Raw genomic sequence first — 22,851 nt, forward strand, 5'->3', positions numbered from 1 at the left:
TATTCATTTATATAAAACACGAAGCACATCCAATCCCTTCTTCCTCGTCTAAAATATCTATCAAGTAAGGAGATTGATTTTTAGATGCTTTTCGTTCCATTCTTTTAATATATTCAGTTTTAATTTTTGCCATTCTTTCAGGATTTATTAAATCTTCTAGACTTTCACCTTGAACCCAATTATAGCCATCCTTTTCATATTCCATTGCTTTCTTGTACAAATCGGGATGTTGTTCATACAGCCAAACCCATTCGATTTTTTGCTGAAAGAAACAAAAATAACAACCTGAACGACTTCTTGCATATTGACCCGTTTTTCCATTTATTTCAAAATCAATTTTGTTGTAATAAGCAGGAACACCAACGCCACTTTCTTTTAAAATTCTGAAAATATCATCTCGTACTAAAACATCTTCATTGTCAAGTAATGGAAAAGATTTTTCACTTGCCAATGGATAGTCTGTTGTTTTTAAAAATTCAAAAACTAAATGATTAAAGCCTTTTACATCAGTATCCAACAAAGCTTTTAACTTATGTGCCTGTGTAAAAGAAGTATCTATTTTTTTTGAAACAATTTGTAAAGCTTTATCCTGAAACCTGCCAAAATCAATATTTTTAGCATAATCCTCAATCATTCCTATATTTGAATTGGACAATATTTTAGCCACAACATCCTCACTCCATATATTCTTTCGGAATGGAAAAATAGACTGTATATTTTTCTTTGTAGAGATATATCCCTCTCTTTCTTCATCACCTCTTATACCAACATAAGAAACAACAGGATCTGAACCAACATATTTTTCAAATGGATCAAGCTTCAACTTTTTGGTACACCAACGAGAATTTGAAGATGGCAAAAAACCTCCATACATTTTCAAAAAATGGTCAAAAGGATCTTCTGAACTGTTTTCCGCAGCTTTTAGAATATTTATTTTTATACCTAGATAAACTTCAAGGTTTTGGATTAGTTGGTAAGTCTCATCAAGTTCTTTTCCTGTGTCGCTTGAATAAAAATCCAACTCTAACTCCGGATATTTAGTCTTCACATAAATAGCTAAAGCTGCACTATCCTTACCTCCTGAAATTCCTAAAACATGTCTTATTTTACTCATTGCATTAATTCTTTTAATAAATTCAACACTGCTGCAATATTTGAAGTCTTATCTTTTCCTAGTTGAGTTTTTAATACATTTTTCAAGTCTTCAATCTCTCCGCTCTTGCTTTTAGGTACTCTCACAACTTTAGGGTCAATCTTACTAAAGAATGAATCAATCTTAACTCCAATTACATCCTCATTAACCTCATCAATATCTGCTTTTGAGATATTGGTCAGACTATCCAGTTCCAAAATAATCGCTTTGAATTTTTCATACAGCAAGATTTCATCTTCATCAGTAAATACTTCAAGTGTTCTTCCTGTAACTGCTTGTGCAATAGAATTGAGCCATGCTTTTTTATCGTCCAAAGCTGAATCAATACGCTGCACAAATGTTTTTTGATTAGCTAATAACAAATGTTTCTTTAGCTTCTTGAAACGTTTTTGTAAATGCTCTTTGTATTCTTCAAAATCAACAGCTCTTCCCACAAATTCTCCACAAATAAATTCTTCAAATCTCTTTATTAGCTCATCGTATGAAGTCCTTAATTCCCGAACTGCATTTTGTAAGTTTACAGCATAACTTTGCAATTTGGACTTATCTTTTTGCAACGTAATAAGAGATAATCCCAAAGCAGTTGGAAAAGCCTCAAAGAATGTTTCTTCAGGGTCCTTGCTTGTAGCTATCGCTTTACGAATTTTCAATGCTGATGATGATAATCTTTTTGTTTGTTTAGAATATTCTGGCAATTGCTTATAAAATACTATAAAAGGTTTTATGGTTTCTATAAATGATACATTGTCAAATTTTTCTTCAACAGATTGATTTAAAAAAGTCCTGTAACTATTAAAGATATCCAATTTTACACCTTCAATATCAAATGCCTTAATAGTATATTCTTGTGGATATTTTGCTATCAATTCAAGGTTTTCTTCAGACATGTATGGAATGTAGCTATCTTCATTGAAAATAGCAAAATCATCACGTTTCAAAAACAAAAAAGTTGGAATCCAAAAATCTATCAATCCCTGTTTCAGTTTGAATGGTCGCTTGCTTAATATTTCAACAAAGTCTGAAATCCTTTTTGGTTCATCTTTAGCTTCTTCCAAAAAAATTTCAGAAGTTTTCCATAGTCTGTAAAACGATGAGTTATTATCAATAGAAATAACATCAATAGAATTTTCTCGAATAGGAGAAATCCCATTTTCCTTTAATAATGATAAATAGATCGTCTTTTCAGGTGGGAATTTAGCATCTTCAAAACCTAAATTTTCTTTATCCCAATTATTTGCTAATGCTTTAAAATAACTTCGTTTGGCAGTGTGAATAGAAGATGATATTCTATGTCTGTTTACTAATTCATTCTTAAAAACAGGTGTTGCATCATAGACGATACTACAAACCTGTGAAAGTAATTTGATAAAGTCTTTTTTATTTGCAATTGTTTTTTCATCTCCTTTGAAAAACCATTTTACATCTTTACTTCCGGTATAAATATTATCAGTGATATAATGATTTAATAGTCGTTTTTGAGAATCGGAAATATTTTCTAATTCACGTTTGGCAACCTTATCATCTTTATTCTCATCAATTACCTTTTGAATTTTCTCAATTTCAAAAAGCAAATTTTTTATTTCAGTTGAGTTTTCAAAGAAACAATAAATAATAGCTTCTTTTTGAAGATTTGATACTTCTTCAATATCTTTTGAGGTTAATTTACTATTGAAAACAAGATTGATATAACCGTCTACTTCTCCTTCTGGAATTTCTTTCTTTATAGGGTATTCCGAAATCTTAAATTGAAAAAACCTTGGAGTACCTGTTTCGTAAGAGTAAAGTTTAGCAAATACTGGCGAAAAATTAAAATATTTATTGAGTAACGCAGTAACATCGTTTACCTCTGAAATTTTATTTCCTGCTTCAATTAATGCTGTTTGAATATCTAAATCTGTTCCCTCAAAAAGAATGTATCGTTTGCTATGAGAACGGAAACGAATAATATTCTTGGAATTAAGATTTTTAATAATGGTTTCACTGTTTGAGACACCACAAGCAACTTCGAGGTAGCTACTTAAAAAATCCTCATCTAAAATTGCTCCATTTGCTGAAAAAATATTCAACAATCCTATTGTTTTGACGACTTTAATATAATCATTTATAGACACATCAAATGTCCGTTCTATGTTTTCTATTGTGGAACGGATAGAACTCCAAGCCGAGAAATCGGGACTATATCTAGATGTAAGAAACGAATAAAAATTGAAATTCAAATAGTCATAAACACAACTCAAATTATAAAACGGATTCTCCTGTTTATTGAATTTTGCTAATCCTGTATGGTCGGTAGACTCAAGGAAAGTAAACAATGACCTTTCGTTCTGTCCATAACGCTGCAACGCAAGTGTCAGTGTATTTGCGGCCATTATGTCAAGCGGATATAATTTTGATGCTATCTCGTCTAAGAAATCATTATTAAAATTGAAAGCCTTTGTCCCGATTGACAACCCCAAACATTTTTCTATAATTGATTTAGATTGTTTACTTTCAAAATTTTCAGCAATATGCTCAGAAGCCAAATATAAAAGCTGTTCGACAGGCTCATTAAAAGTAATTTCACGAAAACGACCTTTGACTTTCGTCCATTCTTGTTTGTGAGTATTACTCAATGAATAAGCGTAAGACTCAAAACTTTGATGAACCGTAGTTATTAAAACAATGTTGTATTTTGGATTATTACAAAATTCTGCTAATTGCTGGATGAAATATAATTCGTTTTCAGGGTTATGTTTACTCGCATATTCCAAAAATTTACCAAACTCATCTAAAAACAAAAATAATATACCATTATTTCCTAACGAATGGTAACGATTAAATATCTCTGATAAAATATTTTCGTGTTTATTTTTATTGGTGTTTATTTGAAAGGTATCCGCAAACTCTTCTATAATGGAACTGTAAGCTCCAATAATTTTGATAAACTCAGCTTTAGGGTTTTCTATAAAATTAGGTTCAAAATATCGTTTTTTCCCTCTAATACTTTGCTCAAACGCTAATAGAAATGATGACTTTCCTGTTCCGTAAGTTCCAACAATACTAAAAGAACGAATGCCTTTTTTAAAATCGTTTACAATTTGGCTCACAACTTGCCCTGCATTGGGCGTTGGAATATAATTGAAATTTCTTTCCGTATCCCTAATTATATTTACTGATGTAGTGAAATTATTTGCCATAATATTTATCTAAAACTGAATATGCATCAGGTTTATTTTTAAATTGAAGTTCTTTGATTCCTGCGTGGTCTGTGAATGTAATATTTTTACTATCACTAACAATATCAGAAATTTTATTTACTAATCCTGAACGGTTTAATGCAAAGATTGAACCTGGACTATTAGTATCAAATTCTAAAGAATTTAAACTAATTGAATTTCCGAAATTAGAATTATCCAAAATTGAGAAAAGCATTACCGCATCAGGTAAACCATCTCTTTCGTTATTTTCAATTTGGAATTGCTCATCTTTACCCTTCCCAATTTGTTTCAGTAACCCAATTTCTGAAAGTATCCCTGAAAAACTATCTTCCACCTCATTGCCGCCCTCATCATTTTTATACATATTCAAAAAGACAGAAAAATCTTTTGCAACGGTATTTTCATTAAAATTTAGTTCAGGATTTGCCTCCTGAATTCGTTTTAGATAATTTAAAAAAGTCTCTTTTGTAAAAAAAAGTTTTTCCTTTCTAAATTCATTAAATATAATTGTATATATGGAAGCAAGTCCTGTTTTTATAAGTTGATAATGTAATAACCATAAACTGGCCTCATCTTCTAAAAATGGGTCATATCCGCTTTCGGTATCAAAAATTTTTATTCCAAACTTTGTTAATTTATCTTTATTGTCGATAATATTAAAAGCTTTCATCCAATAGCGGATTGCAGAAACCATATTTTTCCCGACACCAAGTTTTACAACCGCATCCTCATTATTGAATGATTGTTCTTCCTGAACAAAATCATATCCCTTTTTTAGCCAAAGTTGTCGGCACTGAAAAGAGTCATGTCCGGAAAATGTGAATTTTAATATATCTGAATTTGTTAATATCATTATTGTTTTAAAAAAGTAATATTTTTTATATTGTAAAAGTAATCAAAATTAGAATCAGAGACAACGTAAATGCTTAAACTCTCATTGAGATCGCTTCTCGTGCGCTTATAGCATGTATTAAAGGGAAAAATAGAAGAACTTAAGGCAAAAATAATTCAACTTCAAAATAAGGGGTACAATGGTAATATTTATATTATTTCTCCCTTCAAATCTGTTGCAAGTCGATGTGCTCGGGAATTTTATGACAAACCAGAAATTTCCTGTAGAACCATTCATAAATTCCAGAAAAAAGAAACTGATGTTGTATTTTTGGTATTGGGAAACGATCCCAAATCTTCAGGAGCAATAAATTGAATTGGGCATCATCAAAACCTAATATGCTTAATGTGGTTCTTACAAGAGCTAAAAAAAAAATCTATGTTATTGGAAATAAAAATTTATGGAGACAATGTTCTTATTTTGATGTAATGGCAACTACAATTTAATTTTTAAAGACATAGGGATAAAACCTAAAAGAGGCTGTTTTGTCAGCCTCTTTAGGTTTAAACAAGCATGGGTTATTAATACTTATATATCTATTTTAGTATCTTATATGATGTATAATCTTTTATGGTCTTCAGCTCATAAAATTCTTGCTTATCTGCATCTATAATCCTGATATCACCTAAAGGAACATTTTGACAATGAATGAAGTTGATGAATTGCCCAGCATTAAACTTACCTTTAACAATAATATCAAAACCTTTTTCTGTTTCTACGGAGCTATACCATTCCCACTCTCTTATTTTTTGGAATTTATAAACAGACATATTTACGCTTTTTAATAATTCATCATATTTCTTATCATTATCATCCAATTGCCTTATCTTGTTTACTATACCTTGTGGTAATAACTGCTCCCATTTTGGGTCTTCATCATTTAAATTCTTGTTTTTTAAGATGGTTAAAACTGCATTCTTAAAATTGTCTAATACTTCTTTTGAGTGGGCGACATTTCTCACCCTAACAATCTGATAACCTTTTAAAGGTTTCTCTCCTTTTGTGTTATATTGTATGTTTCCTTGTTCTGTCATCACTTTATTTTTTTATAATTACTGCTTTGTCATTAAATATCTTCTCAAAGTCTTCTATCTTCATAGAATAAGAAGCTCCTTGATTCATAGGCAAAGGGTCTCGTAAAAATACCTTTCCACCTTCCACTTTTTCCAATACTACAGCATGACCTTTAAACTCATCTGTCCTTAAACTTACTACTGCTTTATCTCCGTCTTCTAATTTTTCTAATAACTTTGATAACTTGATGTCTTTTTCTGCAATAGCTGTTACCTGATCTTCCAATCTTTTAAAATATAGAGCATCAGGGATATCTAAAATTGAAGCCCCATAAGTATCGGTTTTTAAAGCTCTTGCCAATTCATCTTCTAATAATAAAATACCTTTGTCATGTAATGTCATTCTCAAAGAAGTAGCAGCACAAGTATAATCTGTAGATTGTCCAAAAACTTTAGCTTCACTTATCCATCTTTCTATTCTAATTCCTGCATTCTCAGCAAAGGATTTGGTTGCATCACCACCACCTCTCTGAAGTTTCCTGCCTCTGATTATTACTTCCTCTAAATCATGAACTTCATCAGCTAGTTCCTCTGCTTTAGCACCGTTTTTAGCCCCTTGCAATAATTCTTCAATGAATCTGGTAAAGCCAGCAAACCCTTTAGTACAAGCTTTTCCAAATCTAATAATAAATCTTGAAAGAAAAGCCAGTAAATCTGTAATTCCAAGTGTAGCCACAGAAACAGTTTCCCTTGCCAGAACCTTTAATAAACTTACAGCTTTTTGTACATAAGTAGCTCCTTTTACAACATTCCCTACACCCTCTGTAAAGATAAGGAGGACAATATTAATCAGTAGTTCAAAGGCAAAAATACCTACATAAAAAGCTACTGTATATCTTGAAACATCACCGAAGTACTCTTTCATCTTATCCAGTATTCCTTCCATATCAGACTTTGAAATACTTCCACTTGCTTTAAAAAGGTCTTTAACTCCTTGTAAGAATTTAGGTACATTCTCTGTTACCCAGTCTATTACATCCTCTGCTTTTTCCATTAAATCTCTTCTTTCAAGGTACTGCTGATAAGAAAAAGAAGTTGTAGGCTGTAAAAGAAATTCTAAAATATAAAGTAAACACTGGATAAGGCTGATAATTCCACTATTAATACCACAATAGAAAGCATTAGCTAACTTAAGGATTTCTACACCTTGTTTTGCCATTTCACTAAGATCATCTGTTACATTGGTAAGAAAGGATTTAATATCATTAATGACACCAGTAACTTTGTTAATCAGCTTTTTAAAGGCATCAGGAAGGTGCTCTACAGAAGCATCCTTAACTTTACTTGCTGCCTCTTTCACCAATGACCATACCTTTGAAAAAGCAACTTCTGCTCCCTGAACAAAAGGATTATCTCCCAAGTTCTCAAAGAACTGTGCAGCTTTATTCATATTAACAGGAACTGCAACACCTCCTATAATGGGGATTAATGGAGAATAATCTTTAGCTTCAGGGTTATAATTCTTCTCTGTGGGCTTAAAGGCTTCCAACTTCTCAGCACACCATCCAATGGCATCGGCAGGAATAGATGAGATATTTCCTATAATCTCTTCAAATCTTCTGTCACCTGTATAAAACTGATACTCTCTCATCAAAGCCTGATGAACAAGAGTAGCATCTATTTTATCCCTCTCAAAAGTATAAGCTAATTGAGCTAGATAAGCAGCTTCATCTTCCATAGAAGTAATATCCCTAAAGAATTGACCATTTATACTGGAAGGTATTGGTTCTGGAAATTTTTTGAACAATTGCACAAAATAATCTCCCATTTTGGCAATATAGAAGTCACCAGAGAAGTTTGATTTGTTAGAATTAGGCTTCTCATAGAACAGAAATAAAGCCTGTTTTTTTCTTGCATTGGCTTGATAACTTCCATATACCTGTGAACCCGTTTCACAAGGTAATACTTCCGAATAATATTCATATCCCTTTTCTCCTTTCTCATTTACTCCTGTTGAAGCAAATACAGATACTGGATTATCAGTTAAATAAGAATAACCTAAAGGAGTATTTCTGTAATCATGGAACGGACTTCTGTAATCAGGTGAGTTATCTTTATTGATTATATGGTCACCCAAAGCATTTTTATCTCCTACAAATCCCTTGTTTAAATCTTCTATGGAAATGACCTTGAACTCAGAGAGATCATCACTCCACTCATCATCAAATAGTTTCTTCATAAGCTGTGTTTTAGCAATTAATATTTTGTTTTAATGTTTCTAAAGCAAAGCTAATCCTCACCCACGCCAGAACTTGACGTGTTATATTTTCTTTATAAAAACTCATCCAAAATAAAATGAGAGAATAATAACTATGCCTTACTTTCTGCTAAACTCAATCCGTCTGAAAAATTAATTTCTCGGAAAAAAGGGAAAGAAGGAATCTCTAAATATTTTCCATTATCTTTTTCTTACTACAGTCGATTCATCTTCCAGATTCATGTTTTCTCTTGGTAATGGCATTACATCAACAGAATTTTTGAACTCCAGATTATTTATAGAATCCAATTTTCCTGAAATCTTATATAAAGTCCAATTTTCATCTGCCCTTTCTTTTACATAATTTATAAGCTCATTCATTTTGAGCTTCTTTGCTTTTTCCTCTGCATATTTAGATATTAAATTTGCTTTTATTTCAGGAAGCTCTTCCAGGTTTTTATCCAGTTCTGCAATTTTATCTTCGGTAGCCTTGGTTTGCTTTTCAATTTCGGTAACATTAACTCCTTTTTCTGCTAAATTTTGAATTACCTCCTTAACTTGAGCATTATGCAGGTCAATTGTTTTTTGATAGGACGGAAGTTGAGACTTCCACCAATCTGCATTATCATCTCCATTTTGTGCATAGCCCTCTATCCTGTTGTAGGAATGTTCAGCTTTGGTAACCAATTCCTTTACTTTTAGAAAATCTTCATACTTTCTCAACACAAAAGCACTATCTGCCAAATGTTTATTTTTCTCACTTTCAATGCGTTTTTTCAGCAATTCAATTTCGATATTGGCTCTGGTTTCCGGATTGGTAATAATCGAAGTCTTCAATTCCTGCGTACTGATATCCGAAACATCCAATACATCTGCGCCTTTCTTCATGGCCTCCATGTATCTTGCCTGCTTAGCCTGCAATTTTTGAAGCATAAAAACATCAATACTGTCATTGGTCAGCATAAAATTAATCCTGACATTTTCGTTTTTATTGCCTTGTCTATGCGCTCGTCCTTCCACTTGTCGTAGAGAAGTGAAATTATAGGGTAAAGAAAGGAGATACAGATCGGTTGTATTTTCCTGAAGATTCATTCCTTCCTGAATGGCTTCGCTGCCAATAATTATTTTAATTTTCCCGGAATTAAAATCATCCTGGATTTTTAACCTGTTGGGTTTACTTGTTGCTCCGGTAATGATTCCAACCTCTTCAGGTTTATAGCCAACTTTCTGTACAAGATATTCTTTCAATTTAGGAAATTCTGCAACTGCTAGTTCTGAATAAATAATTTGTCCTGAATCCGGAATGTCTTTTTTATTCTGTCGGATAAGATCCATCGTCTGCCTTAGTTTCGGAGAGTTCTCTATAAATTCCTGTACAGAAGGTTCGTCTTCATAATAAGGTGATAAATACGGAGAAATGGCAATCAACCGGGCATTAAGGATATGAGTAAGAATTGCTCCTTTCTCTGTTTCACTAAAGCTTTCATTAAGTAAATCATATTGCTCTTTCGTCAGATCATTTTGTTCAATTTTGTATTCTTTATTGATTTTGTTGGGACGAACCAGTTCCGGATTATCCTCCTCCCCCTTTATATCGATGAACTCTGATAAAAGTTGTTGAAACAAAGAATTGTTTTTGAATCTTCGGACATTAGCTTTAAATTTGACATCCCCCTTTGCATCAATTTCCATATCATTATCCGCCTCCATAAAAGTTTCAAAGAAGGTATTCACATTGAAATATCCCGATTCTTCCAAACGTTTATTGGCAATCAGTGATAAAATCGAATAATATTCTAACGGTTTGTTAGTGAAAGGCGTTGCGGATAATAAGGTGACATTTCTGCCATTTTGCTTTTCCTGAATGTATTGACACGCCATCCATGTGTTAATTCCCAATTTGGAAGTTTGCTGGTTTTGGCTCCTGAAATCCGAAGCAAATCTTCGATCTTCTACCCTAACCTTACCGACGATATGATTGGCATTATGTACTTCATCATAAGTGAGATGATCAAAGCGAAAATCTTCCCAATCATAAATTTTACCACGCTTCATTTTTCCCTCCATCTCTTTTTCTTTCTCCAGTTCTTTCTGAAAATCCCTTTCGCTAATGGAGTTAATACTTTTTAGTTCACTTTCTGAAATGTAAGAAAACCTGGAAGCCAGCTCCTGAGTAATATTTTCAGAAAAACCGATATTATTGAAGCCTTCATAGGTAACTATGGTAATCTCTCCGTCCTTATTATCAAACTTTGAGAGGTCATAATCTTTACCGAGATTTCCCAGTACATTTACTTTCGCATGAGGAATGGTTTCAAAAATCGTTTCCACCCATTGTTTGAGAATACTGTCGTTGGGAACAACAATTAAAGGTCTTTTTGCATTTCCACGTTCCATTGCCTCATGAATGGATAGGATTCCTGATAAAGTCTTCCCAAAGCCTACTTCATGAGCTAATAATCCAACCCCTTTTGTCGTTTGCCTCCCGATTCCTGCTTTCTGAACCTCGGTTAATTTCAACTCTCTTCCTTTGAAATTGAGATGAATTTTAGAAAAAAGAGGGAATTTGGAATAATCCGGAACATGGATATTATTATAGTTCCTGTTAAAGTCTTTTACAAAACGTTCCCTTAGCTCATCTGATAATTCTTCTCTCAAAAATTTATAAAACAAATCGTTAGCAGCGGCTTTTCTCCTTTCACGGACAAGCGCATTTCTTTCCTTATCACTTCCTGTAACGATTTCATTATCTACAAAGCTTCTGACTTCCCATGCCGAAGAGCCGGCAAAAGCCTCACTGGATAATGTTCCGACAAAATCTTTAAACTTTTCAGCAAGATTGTAGGATATCATTACGGTTTCCGTTTGTCTTGTATTAGAATTCCACTGATCCTTTTCTACATAACCCAACCCAAATTGGTGAATAAATTCGTGATTGGGACTGATAAAAATCTCATCCAGTGATTTAGGTTTGGGAAAAACACTTTCCAACAGTGCTTTTTGTTTTGAATATTGAGTTTCAGAATATCCTTCCGAAAAAGAGTCTTTAAAATCAATTTCTAATTGCTGTAATTTTGCATAAATATTCCCTTCAGCATAATAAAAATCATGCACCCATTTTCCATGAATAAAATTGGCATATTGATGGTGTTTACCATTTTTATTTAAAACTCCTTCGTAATTTGTATCTCTAAAAGCCTCAATTTGTGCCTTTGAAAGTTCAGCGCTGTTTTGAAGCGACGTATTTACTATTTCATCGGATTTAAGGAATTGATACTTTAGAATCCCCTTTTTAAGCTCCGGCTTGGTCTGAATTCTATACTCCGTATTTTTTTCATGTTGCGACTGAAGGATTTTATCCGCTTTTTGGAGAATCTCATCAATTTGGTTTTGATCGAGCTTCTTTGGCTTACTGGCAATTTGGGATTGAATTTCCGAGTACTTCGCAATTTCCCTTACAACTGCCGGAGATTTAAATTTTACAGCATTGAGCGATGAAAGTACCTGTTCCACTTTTTTCAGGACTTCAGTAAGATCTGCTTCACCAGGCTCAGAATTCGTAATTTTTTCCGGTTGAACCTCCGAAACCTTATTTTTTAAGGGGATTTTTGGTTCTTCTTCAGCTTCCAGGAATAAATCTTCAAAAAGATTCCCGATTCTTTCGGTTTCCTTTTTGCCCCTCAGCTGTCCTATTTTTAATAAAGCCTCCTCTAAATTTCCATAAACATAGTTTTCCAGACGCCCGAAACGGTTGGTTTTTTCCCGAGTTTCACCAAGAATTTTATCCGGATTAATTTCAAAATAGTCGGAAATATCTGTAAAAATTTTCTGAGGGTCTTTTCTCAAAATAATAATATCCGTACCAATGGCGGTTCCGGCAAAAGCACCACTGGGCAAACGGAATCCTTCTATCAATTCGGAATTTTTCAATTGACTTTGACGATTTAGCCAGCCCGACGGTAGTACCATAGCCAGAGTCCCACCAGGTTTTAGGCAGTCTAAAGAACGTTTAACGAAATAATCTTCATATTTTGAGATTTTCGGTTCTTCTCCCAAACCTTTGTACAATCCCCGATGCTCTCCGTAAGGTGGATTACCAATAACCAGATCATACTTTTCAGAAAATTCTTTTTTATGACCTTTCTCATCAATAAATTCAGTTTCAAACGAGCGAAGATAGATTTCTGCTTCGGGATGAAGGATTTTGGCAATTTTTGCTGTGGTTTTATTGATTTCAAAAGCCGTAAGGTTGGTTTTAATCCCCAGCTGTTTTGCAGCATAGAGAAAGTTTCCTGTTCCTACGCTAGGTTCCAATACCGAAATTTCCTTCCGGTTTTTAAATCGGTCTTTGATTAAATTGCGGACAGTATCTACAATCCTTGAATCGGTGTAGTATTCATCTAAAATTCCTCTGCCTTCCTTTGATGTTCCACCACTTTTGAACTGACTACAAATATCTTTCAGTTCATCTGTGGGGTTAAGATTTTCATTTAGAATAATTTTGTGGTCATTTGAAACAAAGCAAGCTGCAGAAACTACTTCCGCAACTTGCTCATTAGTCAGCTTCTGACCTTTATATTTTGATATGAGAATATCTACATCCTCATTATTTTTATGGGATACATCTAATTCTGATCCTGTTCTATCGGATAAAGCTCTCCCGGATATGACTCTGCCCACGGAATGTTTTCTTCCTTCATTTTCTTCATCATTTTGCGGTTGTGCTCCGTTATTGGATCTTCCTCCTCCTCTGTTTCCCGGATCGCTCCACTCTGTGCCTGTAAGTCCATTTCCAGCATGGTTGCTGCCCATAGCTTGTCCTCTCGGGTGATTTCCGTTTTGCCCGGATTGGCCGTTTTGGAGAGATTCTCCAGAATTTCGTTCAGAAAGTTCGGATCCCACGTACTGAGTGACGGAAAGTCCGTTTCGTTTAATATTAAGGTTTGCATCTTCTGAGTTTTTTGGTTCGACTAAAGTAGTATTTTTATTTTGAAGACCTAATTTGTTTTCTAAATATTCACTTAGGTTTTGATTACCGCTTTCTGAGATTCCATATAGTAGACGGATGTCCTTTATATTTTTCTCATTCAATTCAGTAAGGACTTTGAGAGTCATCATATTTCCCGTTCTGTCTCCATCCAGGCAAAGAAATATTTTACCCTCATAATTCTGATACCTGTTGATAAACTTTTTGGTATTTGCAGCGGAATGAAGGGCAACAAGAGTCCTGTTATTGTTTTGCTGATTTAATTTCAGAAGTTCAAGAAATGAATCCCTTTCCTTAGTGTTTTTAAAAACAATGAGTTCATTTTTATGCCCTTCTATTACGGAAATATCATCAACGTTATATGTTAGCTGATTTTCACTCACTTTTCCTGTTTTTTACAAAATGATTAAATTCAAATAGTTCTTTGGCATCAGCATCCCAATTCTTTCTGGGCAGTAGTTGGAGCGTTAAAAAAGCATCATCCTTTTTATTGTAAGAATCAATACGTTCCAACCGTCCGTGATAATCCTTTTCAGCATGTCTGTACAGTGAATAAGGTAAAATGGTATCTGTTGGATATATATAGAATCTTGTATACGTCCAGGGAGAATTGATCTCAAAGCGTTTGTATTTCTTATGGAATAAGATCGTATCGGTCAGGTTTCTTCTGTTCCTGTAGTTGGGAATCCATTCTTTTGAAAACACAGCCCCTTCTTTCTTTTTCCAAATCAGAAAAGGTTGCTGTTTTTTGGAAAGATCAGAAAAGATGAGATTACGCTCCATGGGGTCAATTGGATAACAGAGTGAATCTCTTATATAATACACCTGTCTGTTGATCTCGGGAAATGAAAGGTCCGGAACATATTCTATAAGCTGATCGTGGGAATAATTTATTTTCGATACATGAAAACTCTGCATTTTGTTTAGTCCCTGGGAAGCATCAAAATAGACATTGGAAATAATATCAATTCCCCCTTTCTCGGATTTGATTTCTTTATGGCAGGAACCGGCGATGAAAAGAAAAAGCAGGTATGGCAGTATTAAATGTATTTTCATATGGATAGATTTAAAAAAAGCGGCAAATCATCATCGACTTACCGCTTCTGGATAATGAGTAAGTATAAATTTTATCGTTTAATGCTTTGCTCTCTTACATTGGCTTTCTCATGCTCTCTCTCATCTTCCAAACCCTGTAGAGGCTTGTTGGTATTGATCCTGTTCATATCCATATCATACAGGTTAAGACTTTTGTACTGGGGATTAAGAACTGCTTTTCCTTCTATCACACCATCTTCCAATTCAAACTTCACTTTCACTACATTTCCTTTTTCCAAAGATTTTATCGTATTCTCCTTATATTCAGTCTTGTCAAATATCAAATTGGACTTTTCTACAATTTCAGCGGTGTCAATACCATAGTTTTTATAAAAATTCTGGAAATTATAATTCCCTTTTTCGGTTTTGGGCTCCTTGAAATCGAGCTTGACAAAGGCAAGTTCTATCTGGTCTGTTTTCGGATTGTGAAATTCTATTTTCACAGAACGCCCTTCCAGAAGATTGACAGCCTCTTTAGCGGTAAAAGTGCTTTCTTTGCTCACATAAAAATTGTGGGAAAAACTTTCATTTTTTTCATTTTTCAGCGTTGCCTGGTAAGAATTAAAGAAAACACCTCCTTTTTCGCTTTTATTGAATTTTAAAATAAAGTCTACTGTATTTCCGGGTAGTGCTTTGTCGGATTTCCTTTTGATTTCAAACTGCTGTTTGGTAGACTTAATACCTTTTTCCAGATCTTTGTGAAGCTTTTCATCTTCACCAAAACCAAGGTATTTTAACTGGTCTTTTTGGTATTGAACCTGATCGAATTCTTTTGTTGTTTCCATAATGTTGGGATTTTGATTGTTATTAATTGATTTATGATGAATAAGGCTTTCAAGTTCTTGTATTTCACTATTAATAAAAGACATAGCGCTCAGATCATCATTTGCTTGTTCTATTTTAAATTGCTCTTTCTTTAGCTTTAATAAATGTTCCAATTCGCCATCAGACAGATTCATTAATTCACTGCTGCTATACCCCTCGATAGTAGTTTCCAAATGGGAATTATTTTTTTCCATTTGAGGGGACGATATTATTTCATACGTTTTCCTATCATCATTGGCATGAATTATTGACTGATCTGCATTAATGCCTTTAATTATTGCTTTAGTTTCAGCAGAAAACTGATTAGATAGGTCATGCATTAAGACTTTGAATGCATCCGGTGCTCTTTCGACATTGGATTCATGGATCATATGAATATCAAAATTGTACTGATCAAAAACTGAATAAGCATTTTCTAAAAAAAGATTATATTTTTCTATCTTTAACTTATAGGATTCCTTTGCTTTCTCACAAGAAGATTCTCCCCTATCATAAGAATCATCCCGGAAGTCGTAGAAATCAGGCTGTAGTGGTGGCTCTTTAAAAATGTATGTCAGAACTTCTTTCTTTAATCGTTCATCTGCATTTTGAAGAAATAATGCCAGTTCCAACGTCTTAATAGATTTCGGATGGGTAAAATCAAACATACTTTCCTCCTGATTTTCATAATATTGAGTAAGCATATCCGTGAGTTCATCAAGCTTCGATTCTCTGTTCTCTGCACTACCTAAATTCTCTTGCATAACATTATTTCGGACACTGGGATCAAAGCTTAGATTATCTTTAACAGGTTCATTCCTGATATCTTTTGTTCTTTCCTCACCGGGTACAGATTCGCTCCTTTCAGGAGAAAAAGCATTCGCTTTATTTTTAGAACTTTTATACTCAAGAATCTCTAAAAACTTGATTTCTCTTGCCGTAAAGATTCTTTCGCCATCCTGAAAAAAATGTTCAGGTGATATATTTTCTTTTTCTTTTACAAAATCTTTATAAGCCCGGGTTCTCGGAGTAATATTCTTATCATACCAGCTTAAATCATTTGTTGTTTCCATAATGTCTGGATCTTGATTGTTAATGGTATGGTCTTGTAGTTGTTGTTCTAATCCAATGGGGCGTAAATCAATAGGTACCGCATCCAGTCCGTAATCAAACGTATAGCCGATAGCTTCACATTCTTTCTGAAAATTTTTACAATCATTATATCCAAGTCCCCCATGCTCTTCTTTTTTCTGCCATTTATCGCAGACCGCCTTCAATTCTTCCGAAAGGAGCTCATAATCTTCAAATAAATCCATTTTTAAATTTTACTTTGAGGTTATTTATACTTTGTGCTGAGACAGGTGTATTAAATTGATCCATAGGATTTATCTTCTAAACCTTCGTTTTTCTTCTTGCTCCAGCTCCTCTTCTTCTCTCATCCGGTTGGAATCCTGATAGAGATCCGGGTCGTTTATATTTAACTGGATATCAGATTCCTCCTGTTTTTGAGAATTATCATGCTGCTTAGTGAGAATTCCCTCAACTGTACCGATCTCTTTGGAGATAATATTCAGATCACTGGTAATTTCTTTAGCTATCTCCGGCGGAAGTTCCGCTTCCAATTTGTCCTGCATGAATGCTTTAAGCTTTAGTAACTCATTTTTATATCGCCCAGTTTCAGTTGCATCTCTTAGATCAGCAATAATAGCAGTCAACTCTGTTGTATGCCTGATGAAATCAAACTCAGCTACTTTGCCGGTTTCCTGATCGAAAATAAATGCTTTCTTTTCCAGCGCCGGAAGCTCCGGTGGCAATTTATTTGAGAATTCCATTATATCAGAATATTCGATTCTCTTTTCACTGTTCTTAAGGATTTCCGGTAGGCTTTTATCTCTTTCTAAGAAGATAACTTTCAGCTGGGTATTGTTATTGGTAAGCTGAAATGTTGCCCTGTTCTTATCGTTGTCAGCGACAATGGCGTATCCTTGTAAGAATTTCTGAATATCTTCTGCACTTAGCTTTTTGGAAAATGTGTGGTCTTCACCAATAATTCCATATTTTTTCAGTTCGTCTGTGGGTAAATTGCTGTTTTCCATTTTTAATTTATTTAGTAGGGTTTGTATGAGGCTGTACTGGTATTATGGTAGGTTGACATGAGGTGAGTGGCTCTTATTAAATCATTTAAAAAATGAGCGGGGTTAATTCTTTGTCCGAATTCTTTCACCGAAAAATGCAGGTGAGGCCCTGTAGAATTTCCGGTATTTCCGCTTCTTCCAAGGATAAATCCGGCTTTTACCATTTCTCCAACTCTATAATAAATTTCAGACAGATGCAGATAAGCCGTTTCAAAGCGATTAAAATGTTTTATTTTGATAAAATTACCCCCACCTTTGGAATCCCACCCCGTTGCCGTTACAATTCCGTCCATGACGGAATATACATTTTCATAATAAGCTTTCAGATCAATACCGTTGTGCATTTTCTTTGTTCCGGAAATGGGATGGAGTCGTGTCCCATAGGGAGATGTGACCGTCATTTTACCCGCCAAAGGCATTACAATTTTTGATAAAGGTTCTTTAGGCTCTTCCATAAAATCATGTAAAGTCTGAGAACTTTGATTTTTTAAAAGATCCTTTTTCTGTTCAGCTCTACGCTTAGTAGCCAATAGTAAAGAATCTTTCATTTTTTGAAAGCTTTCTTTTCTGGAATTGTTGGCATGGCTGTACTCTTTTACCAGTATTTTTAAAGAATCCAATTCATTTTTTAAATCCGACTTTATCGTCGTATTGAAGATTTTCTTCCAGAAGTTTTTCCCTTTTTTTTGCTCCGGAGAATCTTCTTCTTTTGTTGTTTCAATACGAGCTTGACTTTCGGGCTTTTGGGGCTGGGCAGGCATTAAGGTATTGAATTGGGCAAACGTAAAACTGCTTACCAACAGAAACATCGAGACTATCATCCTATAAATTCGGATACTTATTATTTTACTCTTCATAAGATTATGCTTTTACTGATTCGCGGACGATTAATTCTACTTCCTTATTGATTTTCCTGAAGTTGGTCATTAAGACTTCTTCTTTACGGTTAATTCCTGCCTTATCCACAAAAGAGTAATAGGCTGGCATGTGCGGAAGTTCCGCCTCCTCTTTTTTAATACTTTTCATATCCAGGTTGATTTTGCCGTTCACAGCGGAAGTTTTGTATTCTTCGGTATCATTTTCTTCTCCCTGGGCGATCATTCCTACCATTTCTCCGGTCTTGAGTGTTGCAATTTTTCCGGCGGGAATCATATGATCCATTTTTTCATTGATACTGGTCGTTGTACCTTGCTGGGAAATAGATTGGGAATACGACTTCTGCTTTATTTTTCCAAACAGTTTTTCGAGCCAGTCGAGTGTATTTTTATCTCTTGCAGAGCCGGACAGGATATTTCCGACAATGGCAGAAATGGTATCCGCCACTTCTTTCTTGTAAAACTGACGGAGTTGAGGAAGTTCCTGAAGCCCGAGCAAAACGGCAACCCTGTTGCTTCTTGCAGTAGCCACGACATTATCAATCTTATGAATGTAAATCGTTGGAAACTCATCGGCAATGATTCCTCCGGGGAAATTGTTTTTGGAGTTAATTAAACGTAAAGTCCTGTTGAGCACTGAAGAATACAAAGCGGAGTTGATATCCTGAGTTCCCGGGTCTGATGCTAAAATAATAATGGAAGGATTGTTCCGGTCTGTGATTTTAAGTTCCACTTCATCCCCTGAAAACACCCAAAAGCTTTCTTTAGTAGCCAGTCGGGACAGGAAAATCTTTAATGTTCCTACCTGCCCTTCCAATTGGTCGAAAGCCTTGTTATCATAGGCTGATTTAAAAGGTGATAATAAAGAATACAGTTCTTCATGTCCAAAAAGTGTATCAAAAATTTCCTTATAGCTACGGTTCATAAAAGAAAGAATATGAGGCAGATCCGAATACTTTCCGTTTTCGTGGGTCGCAAAAAAATAAATACAGGATGAAAGGAAATTAATCGCGGATTGGGTAAAGAACGCTTCTGATCCACCTCCGGAACTGGTACTACCTTTTTGTAGAGAAGATACCATAGCTTCAGCCATTTCCTGTGCTTCGGCTAATGTTTTCACATATTCTTTTTTAAACGGATTGACTCTTCTGGATTTCTCAACTTCATTCAAATTGATTACGTGGAAACTATAATTATAATCGGACTCTTTACTTTTTTTCAGTAAGTAATGATAATAAGCAATCTGGGCCAGATCAGGGAATTTAAAATCGTAAATGCAGAGACAAAAACCTTTCGCAATCATCTGCCGAATGGCAGGATTAATCACACCAAACGATTTTCCTGAACCTGGAACTCCAATTACCATCGTCCCCCTAAATGGATCGATATTAATCCAGCCTTTATAGATTTTACCTTTGTATCGAAATAAATAAGGGATATTAATCGTCGTGTCGGATTCTACTAATTCCTGGTTCTGGTCAAAAGACTCTTCTTCTACATTCCATCGATCCTTACCCATTTTCTGCTGTATTAGCTTGGAGATACTATCAGCACCCATCTGAAGGATAACCGCCCCCAAAAACGAAAGAAAAGCATAAACCACCTGATAGAGATTCATTCCCGGAAAGATTTTAGGGAGCGAAGGGTTTCCGGCTTCACGTTGCCAAACCAAAGAAGAAAACATCATCATCAGCCCAAATACCATAGGAACGACTATTTCCATAGTGATGTTAAGGTCTTTCTTTTTCTTAGCTTTTGTTCCAATTGCTACCAACCCTATCAATAGAAGTGTTGCCAATTTTGCATGGACAGGAGGATAAATGAAACTTATCTTAGAAAAGTTCCTGAGCAAATTCGAGAGTACCGGAATATCTGCGTGCAGATAAAAGAGCGATATACAATCCAGCGCCACAACGGCATATACCGCTTTTTGCAGGAATCCGTAAATTTTGATCTGATGTTGTTGCTCTTGCATTAGGAATAATTTTCAAAGTATTCATTCAGTAATTTGTGCTCCTCCAGCAGATTGTTGTGCAGCTTTTGTTGCTGTTGCTGTAATTTTTCATGATCTTCCTGTATTTTAACAAGATTGGCATTCAACTGATTCAATCGGTCAATTAATTGACGTCCTCTTTTTTCAACTCTTTCTAAAATGTATGATCGATTTGCTTCTTCAGGTACTTTCTCATACCAATCTTTGAGGAGTAATAATTGTTCATAGTCTTTTATAAGTTCTTTCCGCTTTTTCTCGAAAATGCTTATACAAACAGAATAGTAGATCATTACAATGAGCATCAGCCCAAAAATTATAATGGCGATAATTGTAAAAGTGTCCATGGCATTAATAATTAAAAAGTGTCTGCTTTAAGTATATCTGAATAATTAACTTTCATCTCGATGGTTCTTCCGGAAAGCTGCTCTTCTATCAGGCGGATCATCATCACTTTAGAGTTCGGGTACGTGAATTTTTTGAACACATAAATATTCCTGAAATTCTTCCTGAAATGCTTTTGAGGGTTCAGTTGAAACACAGGAGTCATTTCAATGCTCTGATTGTTGGTCGCCTTATGTATTTTTTTATCTTCTACAGAGAATTTCAAAGCTTCTATATCATAGCTTAAGTTGGAGTTGTTTTTAAAGGTCATATCCAAAAAGATATAGTCACTAAAAACATAGACATTATTAAGCTGAACACTAAGCCCGAGGTTTTTCTCTTCCCGGATCGGATTTTTTTCTGATTTTTTCTGAATGATGTTCATCGCAGATTTTCTCAGCTCAAGATTGGAGAAAACCATTTTATCAAATTCTATGGGCTGCATTTCCTCCGGTTGAATATGGATATTGGTAACGATATTCAGGTTTTCAGGATTTCTGTAAACTGCTTTGTATTGGGCAATAAAGGATTGACCGACCACCGTAATCACCCCGATTTGATCCCCGTTAGAATAATACAGAAGTGTTTTTCTGTTTTTATCTTTATCCGAAGCATCGGTAAGATCTACAATTTTAACACGAGCAATCTGGGTTGAAGGTAAATCTCCGGTGAGCTGCTGAGTGGATAGATCTACATATTGGATGGGTTCCGGAGAAATGATATGAAGGCTGATTCCTTCCGTAATTTCGAGTTCCGCTAAATCCGAACTCAACTGCTGCTTCGTGACGGTTTGTGCAGTAAAAAGTTGGGTTATGAAAATCAGTAAAGTATACAATATGGCTTTCATTTCTTTATTTTTTTTGTTGGTTTTGTGAATCTTTCAATTGTTTTTCGTCAATCAGGAATACATAAGAGTTGTACTTCAATTTGGCTTTGTTGGTTTTAATCAGGTTGGCAATGGATTTGGATGTGGATGTGAATAATTTGGAGCCGATACTGGTAAAAAATCCCTGTCCGCCCATATCCATCTGCGTTCCCTGTACAGAGTTGCTTCCCATTTCCCGGATCATATCCCGGAAAACGCTCTCGGGAACATACAACCCCTTCATTCCATCGACATCATAAACCGATAAGTTGACAGGATAAATTTCTCCTTTAGTGAATAAGGATATGATACTGAGATTAACCCTTTGCATCACAAATCCTGAAATTTGTCCATAGAGTATCGAGCCTTTGCTGAGCTTTTTGTTCCCCACAAAGATGTCTTCCAGTAGCCTAAGCCGAATCCGGCTTCCCAAATACCCCTTGTTATTTTCATCAATGACCGCTTTAATAAAGCTGTTTTCCTTTTCTTTGTAAAAAGCATTGAACTCGCTGTTGATACCTGATTTGCTGACATTGAAGGTTGAATTAAGGAAATCTTCCATTTTTTCTTTGTTAGCCTTCAATTTTTCCTCTGCTGCCAGTTTACTTTGATACTCCGGGTCTCTTGCTTTTTCCAAAGAATCCATTACCAACATCTGCTGTTTCAGGTATTTGATCGGATCAGGGTTTTGCTCTCTATTTTGAGGGTTTACTTTTGGATTCTCAGAGGTATAGTTACTTTCCGGTTTGCCGTAGGATTTATCGTTCAGCATCCGGATAATTTCTGAAGACCTTTTGTAATCCCTATCGTCATTCTGGTCTTTTTTCGGGTTATAGTAAGAAGATAAATTTCCTTTCGGATGATACCCGTTTTGTCTTCCGGATAGAGCCTTGAGTGAATCTATTTTTCTCTTCTGAGCTAATGACAGCTGGTCTTCGTAGCTCAACAAACTGTCCTTTTCTTTGCCCAGCCCTTCGAGCATCGTCCTGTTATCCTCTTTTTTGAAAAATGCATCATACGCATCATTTTTACTCATAATGGAATCATGCGACTCACCGAGGGAAAGCGAGAGTTCTTTGGGCTTCTCTTTAGGTTCTTCTTTTTTGGTGAACTGGGTTCCTACATATATAAAAAGCAGCAGAAACGGCAACGCCAAAAGGGGCAGGATATATTTCTTCTGTTTGAAATTAAGTTTTTTCATTGA

The 22,851-nt window shown here is 34.9% G+C and carries 14 protein-coding genes; all 14 read right to left on the bottom strand.

Annotation, left to right across the window (positions count from 1 at the left end):
• Window positions 1-7: 7 nt before the first annotated feature.
• A complete protein-coding gene (locus DRF65_RS16285; protein WP_115971825.1) occupies window positions 8-1,114 on the bottom strand; it encodes a phosphoadenosine phosphosulfate reductase domain-containing protein in 1,107 nt (368 codons plus the stop codon).
• Window positions 1,111-4,329, bottom strand: a complete 3,219-nt coding sequence (locus DRF65_RS16290; RefSeq protein ID WP_115971826.1) for a hypothetical protein — start codon at window positions 4,327-4,329, stop codon at window positions 1,111-1,113. Before DRF65_RS16290 ends, DRF65_RS16285 begins: the two co-directional genes overlap by 4 nt.
• Window positions 4,319-5,203, bottom strand: a complete 885-nt coding sequence (locus DRF65_RS16295) for a DUF4007 family protein (protein WP_115971827.1) — start codon at window positions 5,201-5,203, stop codon at window positions 4,319-4,321. Before DRF65_RS16295 ends, DRF65_RS16290 begins: the two co-directional genes overlap by 11 nt.
• A gap of 575 nt (window positions 5,204-5,778) precedes the next feature.
• Window positions 5,779-6,276 (bottom strand): hypothetical protein, encoded by a 498-nt coding sequence (locus DRF65_RS16300; RefSeq protein ID WP_115971828.1) that lies wholly within the window; start codon window positions 6,274-6,276, stop codon window positions 5,779-5,781.
• Between the two features lie 4 nt (window positions 6,277-6,280).
• Window positions 6,281-8,494 carry a cysteine peptidase family C39 domain-containing protein gene (locus DRF65_RS16305; RefSeq protein ID WP_115971829.1) on the bottom strand — a complete coding sequence of 738 codons (2,214 nt, stop codon included), beginning with the start codon at window positions 8,492-8,494 and terminating at the stop codon, window positions 6,281-6,283.
• Between the two features lie 219 nt (window positions 8,495-8,713).
• A complete protein-coding gene (locus tag DRF65_RS16310; RefSeq protein ID WP_115971830.1) occupies window positions 8,714-13,882 on the bottom strand; it encodes an Eco57I restriction-modification methylase domain-containing protein in 5,169 nt (1,722 codons plus the stop codon).
• A complete protein-coding gene (locus DRF65_RS16315; protein ID WP_115971831.1) occupies window positions 13,875-14,555 on the bottom strand; it encodes a hypothetical protein in 681 nt (226 codons plus the stop codon). Before DRF65_RS16315 ends, DRF65_RS16310 begins: the two co-directional genes overlap by 8 nt.
• Before the next feature lie 71 nt (window positions 14,556-14,626).
• Window positions 14,627-16,714, bottom strand: coding sequence for a hypothetical protein (locus DRF65_RS28740; RefSeq protein ID WP_185148470.1), 2,088 nt, complete (start codon window positions 16,712-16,714; stop codon window positions 14,627-14,629).
• 69 nt (window positions 16,715-16,783) lie between these two features.
• Window positions 16,784-17,494 carry a hypothetical protein gene (locus DRF65_RS16325; RefSeq protein ID WP_115971832.1) on the bottom strand — a complete coding sequence of 237 codons (711 nt, stop codon included), beginning with the start codon at window positions 17,492-17,494 and terminating at the stop codon, window positions 16,784-16,786.
• Between the two features lie 11 nt (window positions 17,495-17,505).
• Window positions 17,506-18,390: a M23 family metallopeptidase gene (locus DRF65_RS16330; RefSeq protein ID WP_165852245.1), complete on the bottom strand. Its 885-nt coding sequence runs from the start codon at window positions 18,388-18,390 to the stop codon at window positions 17,506-17,508.
• Window positions 18,391-18,394: 4 nt separating this feature from the next.
• Window positions 18,395-20,383 carry a type IV secretory system conjugative DNA transfer family protein gene (locus DRF65_RS16335; protein ID WP_115971834.1) on the bottom strand — a complete coding sequence of 663 codons (1,989 nt, stop codon included), beginning with the start codon at window positions 20,381-20,383 and terminating at the stop codon, window positions 18,395-18,397.
• Complete coding sequence (locus DRF65_RS16340) at window positions 20,383-20,745, bottom strand: hypothetical protein (RefSeq protein WP_115971835.1); 363 nt, start codon at window positions 20,743-20,745, stop codon at window positions 20,383-20,385. The genes DRF65_RS16335 and DRF65_RS16340 overlap by 1 nt, the downstream gene beginning before the upstream one ends.
• Before the next feature lie 11 nt (window positions 20,746-20,756).
• Window positions 20,757-21,629 carry a DUF4138 domain-containing protein gene (locus tag DRF65_RS16345; protein WP_115971836.1) on the bottom strand — a complete coding sequence of 291 codons (873 nt, stop codon included), beginning with the start codon at window positions 21,627-21,629 and terminating at the stop codon, window positions 20,757-20,759.
• Window positions 21,630-21,633: 4 nt separating this feature from the next.
• On the bottom strand, window positions 21,634-22,848 hold the full coding sequence (traM, locus tag DRF65_RS16350) for a conjugative transposon protein TraM (protein ID WP_115971896.1): 1,215 nt from the start codon (window positions 22,846-22,848) through the stop codon (window positions 21,634-21,636).
• Window positions 22,849-22,851: the final 3 nt, after the last annotated feature.

Origin of the sequence: Chryseobacterium pennae (genome assembly GCF_003385515.1) — a bacterium.
GTDB lineage: Bacteria > Bacteroidota > Bacteroidia > Flavobacteriales > Weeksellaceae > Chryseobacterium > Chryseobacterium pennae.

What these genes read in the sequence shown, in the direction of transcription:
- DRF65_RS16285 (WP_115971825.1), bottom strand. Translation starts at nt 1,114, where the DNA reads ATGAGTAAAATAAGACATGTTTTAGGAATTTCAGGAGGTAAGGATAGT.
- DRF65_RS16290 (WP_115971826.1), bottom strand. Translation starts at nt 4,329, where the DNA reads ATGGCAAATAATTTCACTACATCAGTAAATATAATTAGGGATACGGAA.
- DRF65_RS16295 (WP_115971827.1), bottom strand. Translation starts at nt 5,203, where the DNA reads ATGATATTAACAAATTCAGATATATTAAAATTCACATTTTCCGGACAT.
- DRF65_RS16300 (WP_115971828.1), bottom strand. Translation starts at nt 6,276, where the DNA reads ATGACAGAACAAGGAAACATACAATATAACACAAAAGGAGAGAAACCT.
- DRF65_RS16305 (WP_115971829.1), bottom strand. Translation starts at nt 8,494, where the DNA reads ATGAAGAAACTATTTGATGATGAGTGGAGTGATGATCTCTCTGAGTTC.
- DRF65_RS16315 (WP_115971831.1), bottom strand. Translation starts at nt 14,555, where the DNA reads ATGAAAATACATTTAATACTGCCATACCTGCTTTTTCTTTTCATCGCC.
- DRF65_RS28740 (WP_185148470.1), bottom strand. Translation starts at nt 16,714, where the DNA reads ATGGATTTATTTGAAGATTATGAGCTCCTTTCGGAAGAATTGAAGGCG.
- DRF65_RS16325 (WP_115971832.1), bottom strand. Translation starts at nt 17,494, where the DNA reads ATGGAAAACAGCAATTTACCCACAGACGAACTGAAAAAATATGGAATT.
- DRF65_RS16330 (WP_165852245.1), bottom strand. Translation starts at nt 18,390, where the DNA reads ATGAAGAGTAAAATAATAAGTATCCGAATTTATAGGATGATAGTCTCG.
- DRF65_RS16335 (WP_115971834.1), bottom strand. Translation starts at nt 20,383, where the DNA reads ATGCAAGAGCAACAACATCAGATCAAAATTTACGGATTCCTGCAAAAA.
- DRF65_RS16340 (WP_115971835.1), bottom strand. Translation starts at nt 20,745, where the DNA reads ATGGACACTTTTACAATTATCGCCATTATAATTTTTGGGCTGATGCTC.
- DRF65_RS16345 (WP_115971836.1), bottom strand. Translation starts at nt 21,629, where the DNA reads ATGAAAGCCATATTGTATACTTTACTGATTTTCATAACCCAACTTTTT.
- traM (WP_115971896.1), bottom strand. Translation starts at nt 22,848, where the DNA reads ATGAAAAAACTTAATTTCAAACAGAAGAAATATATCCTGCCCCTTTTG.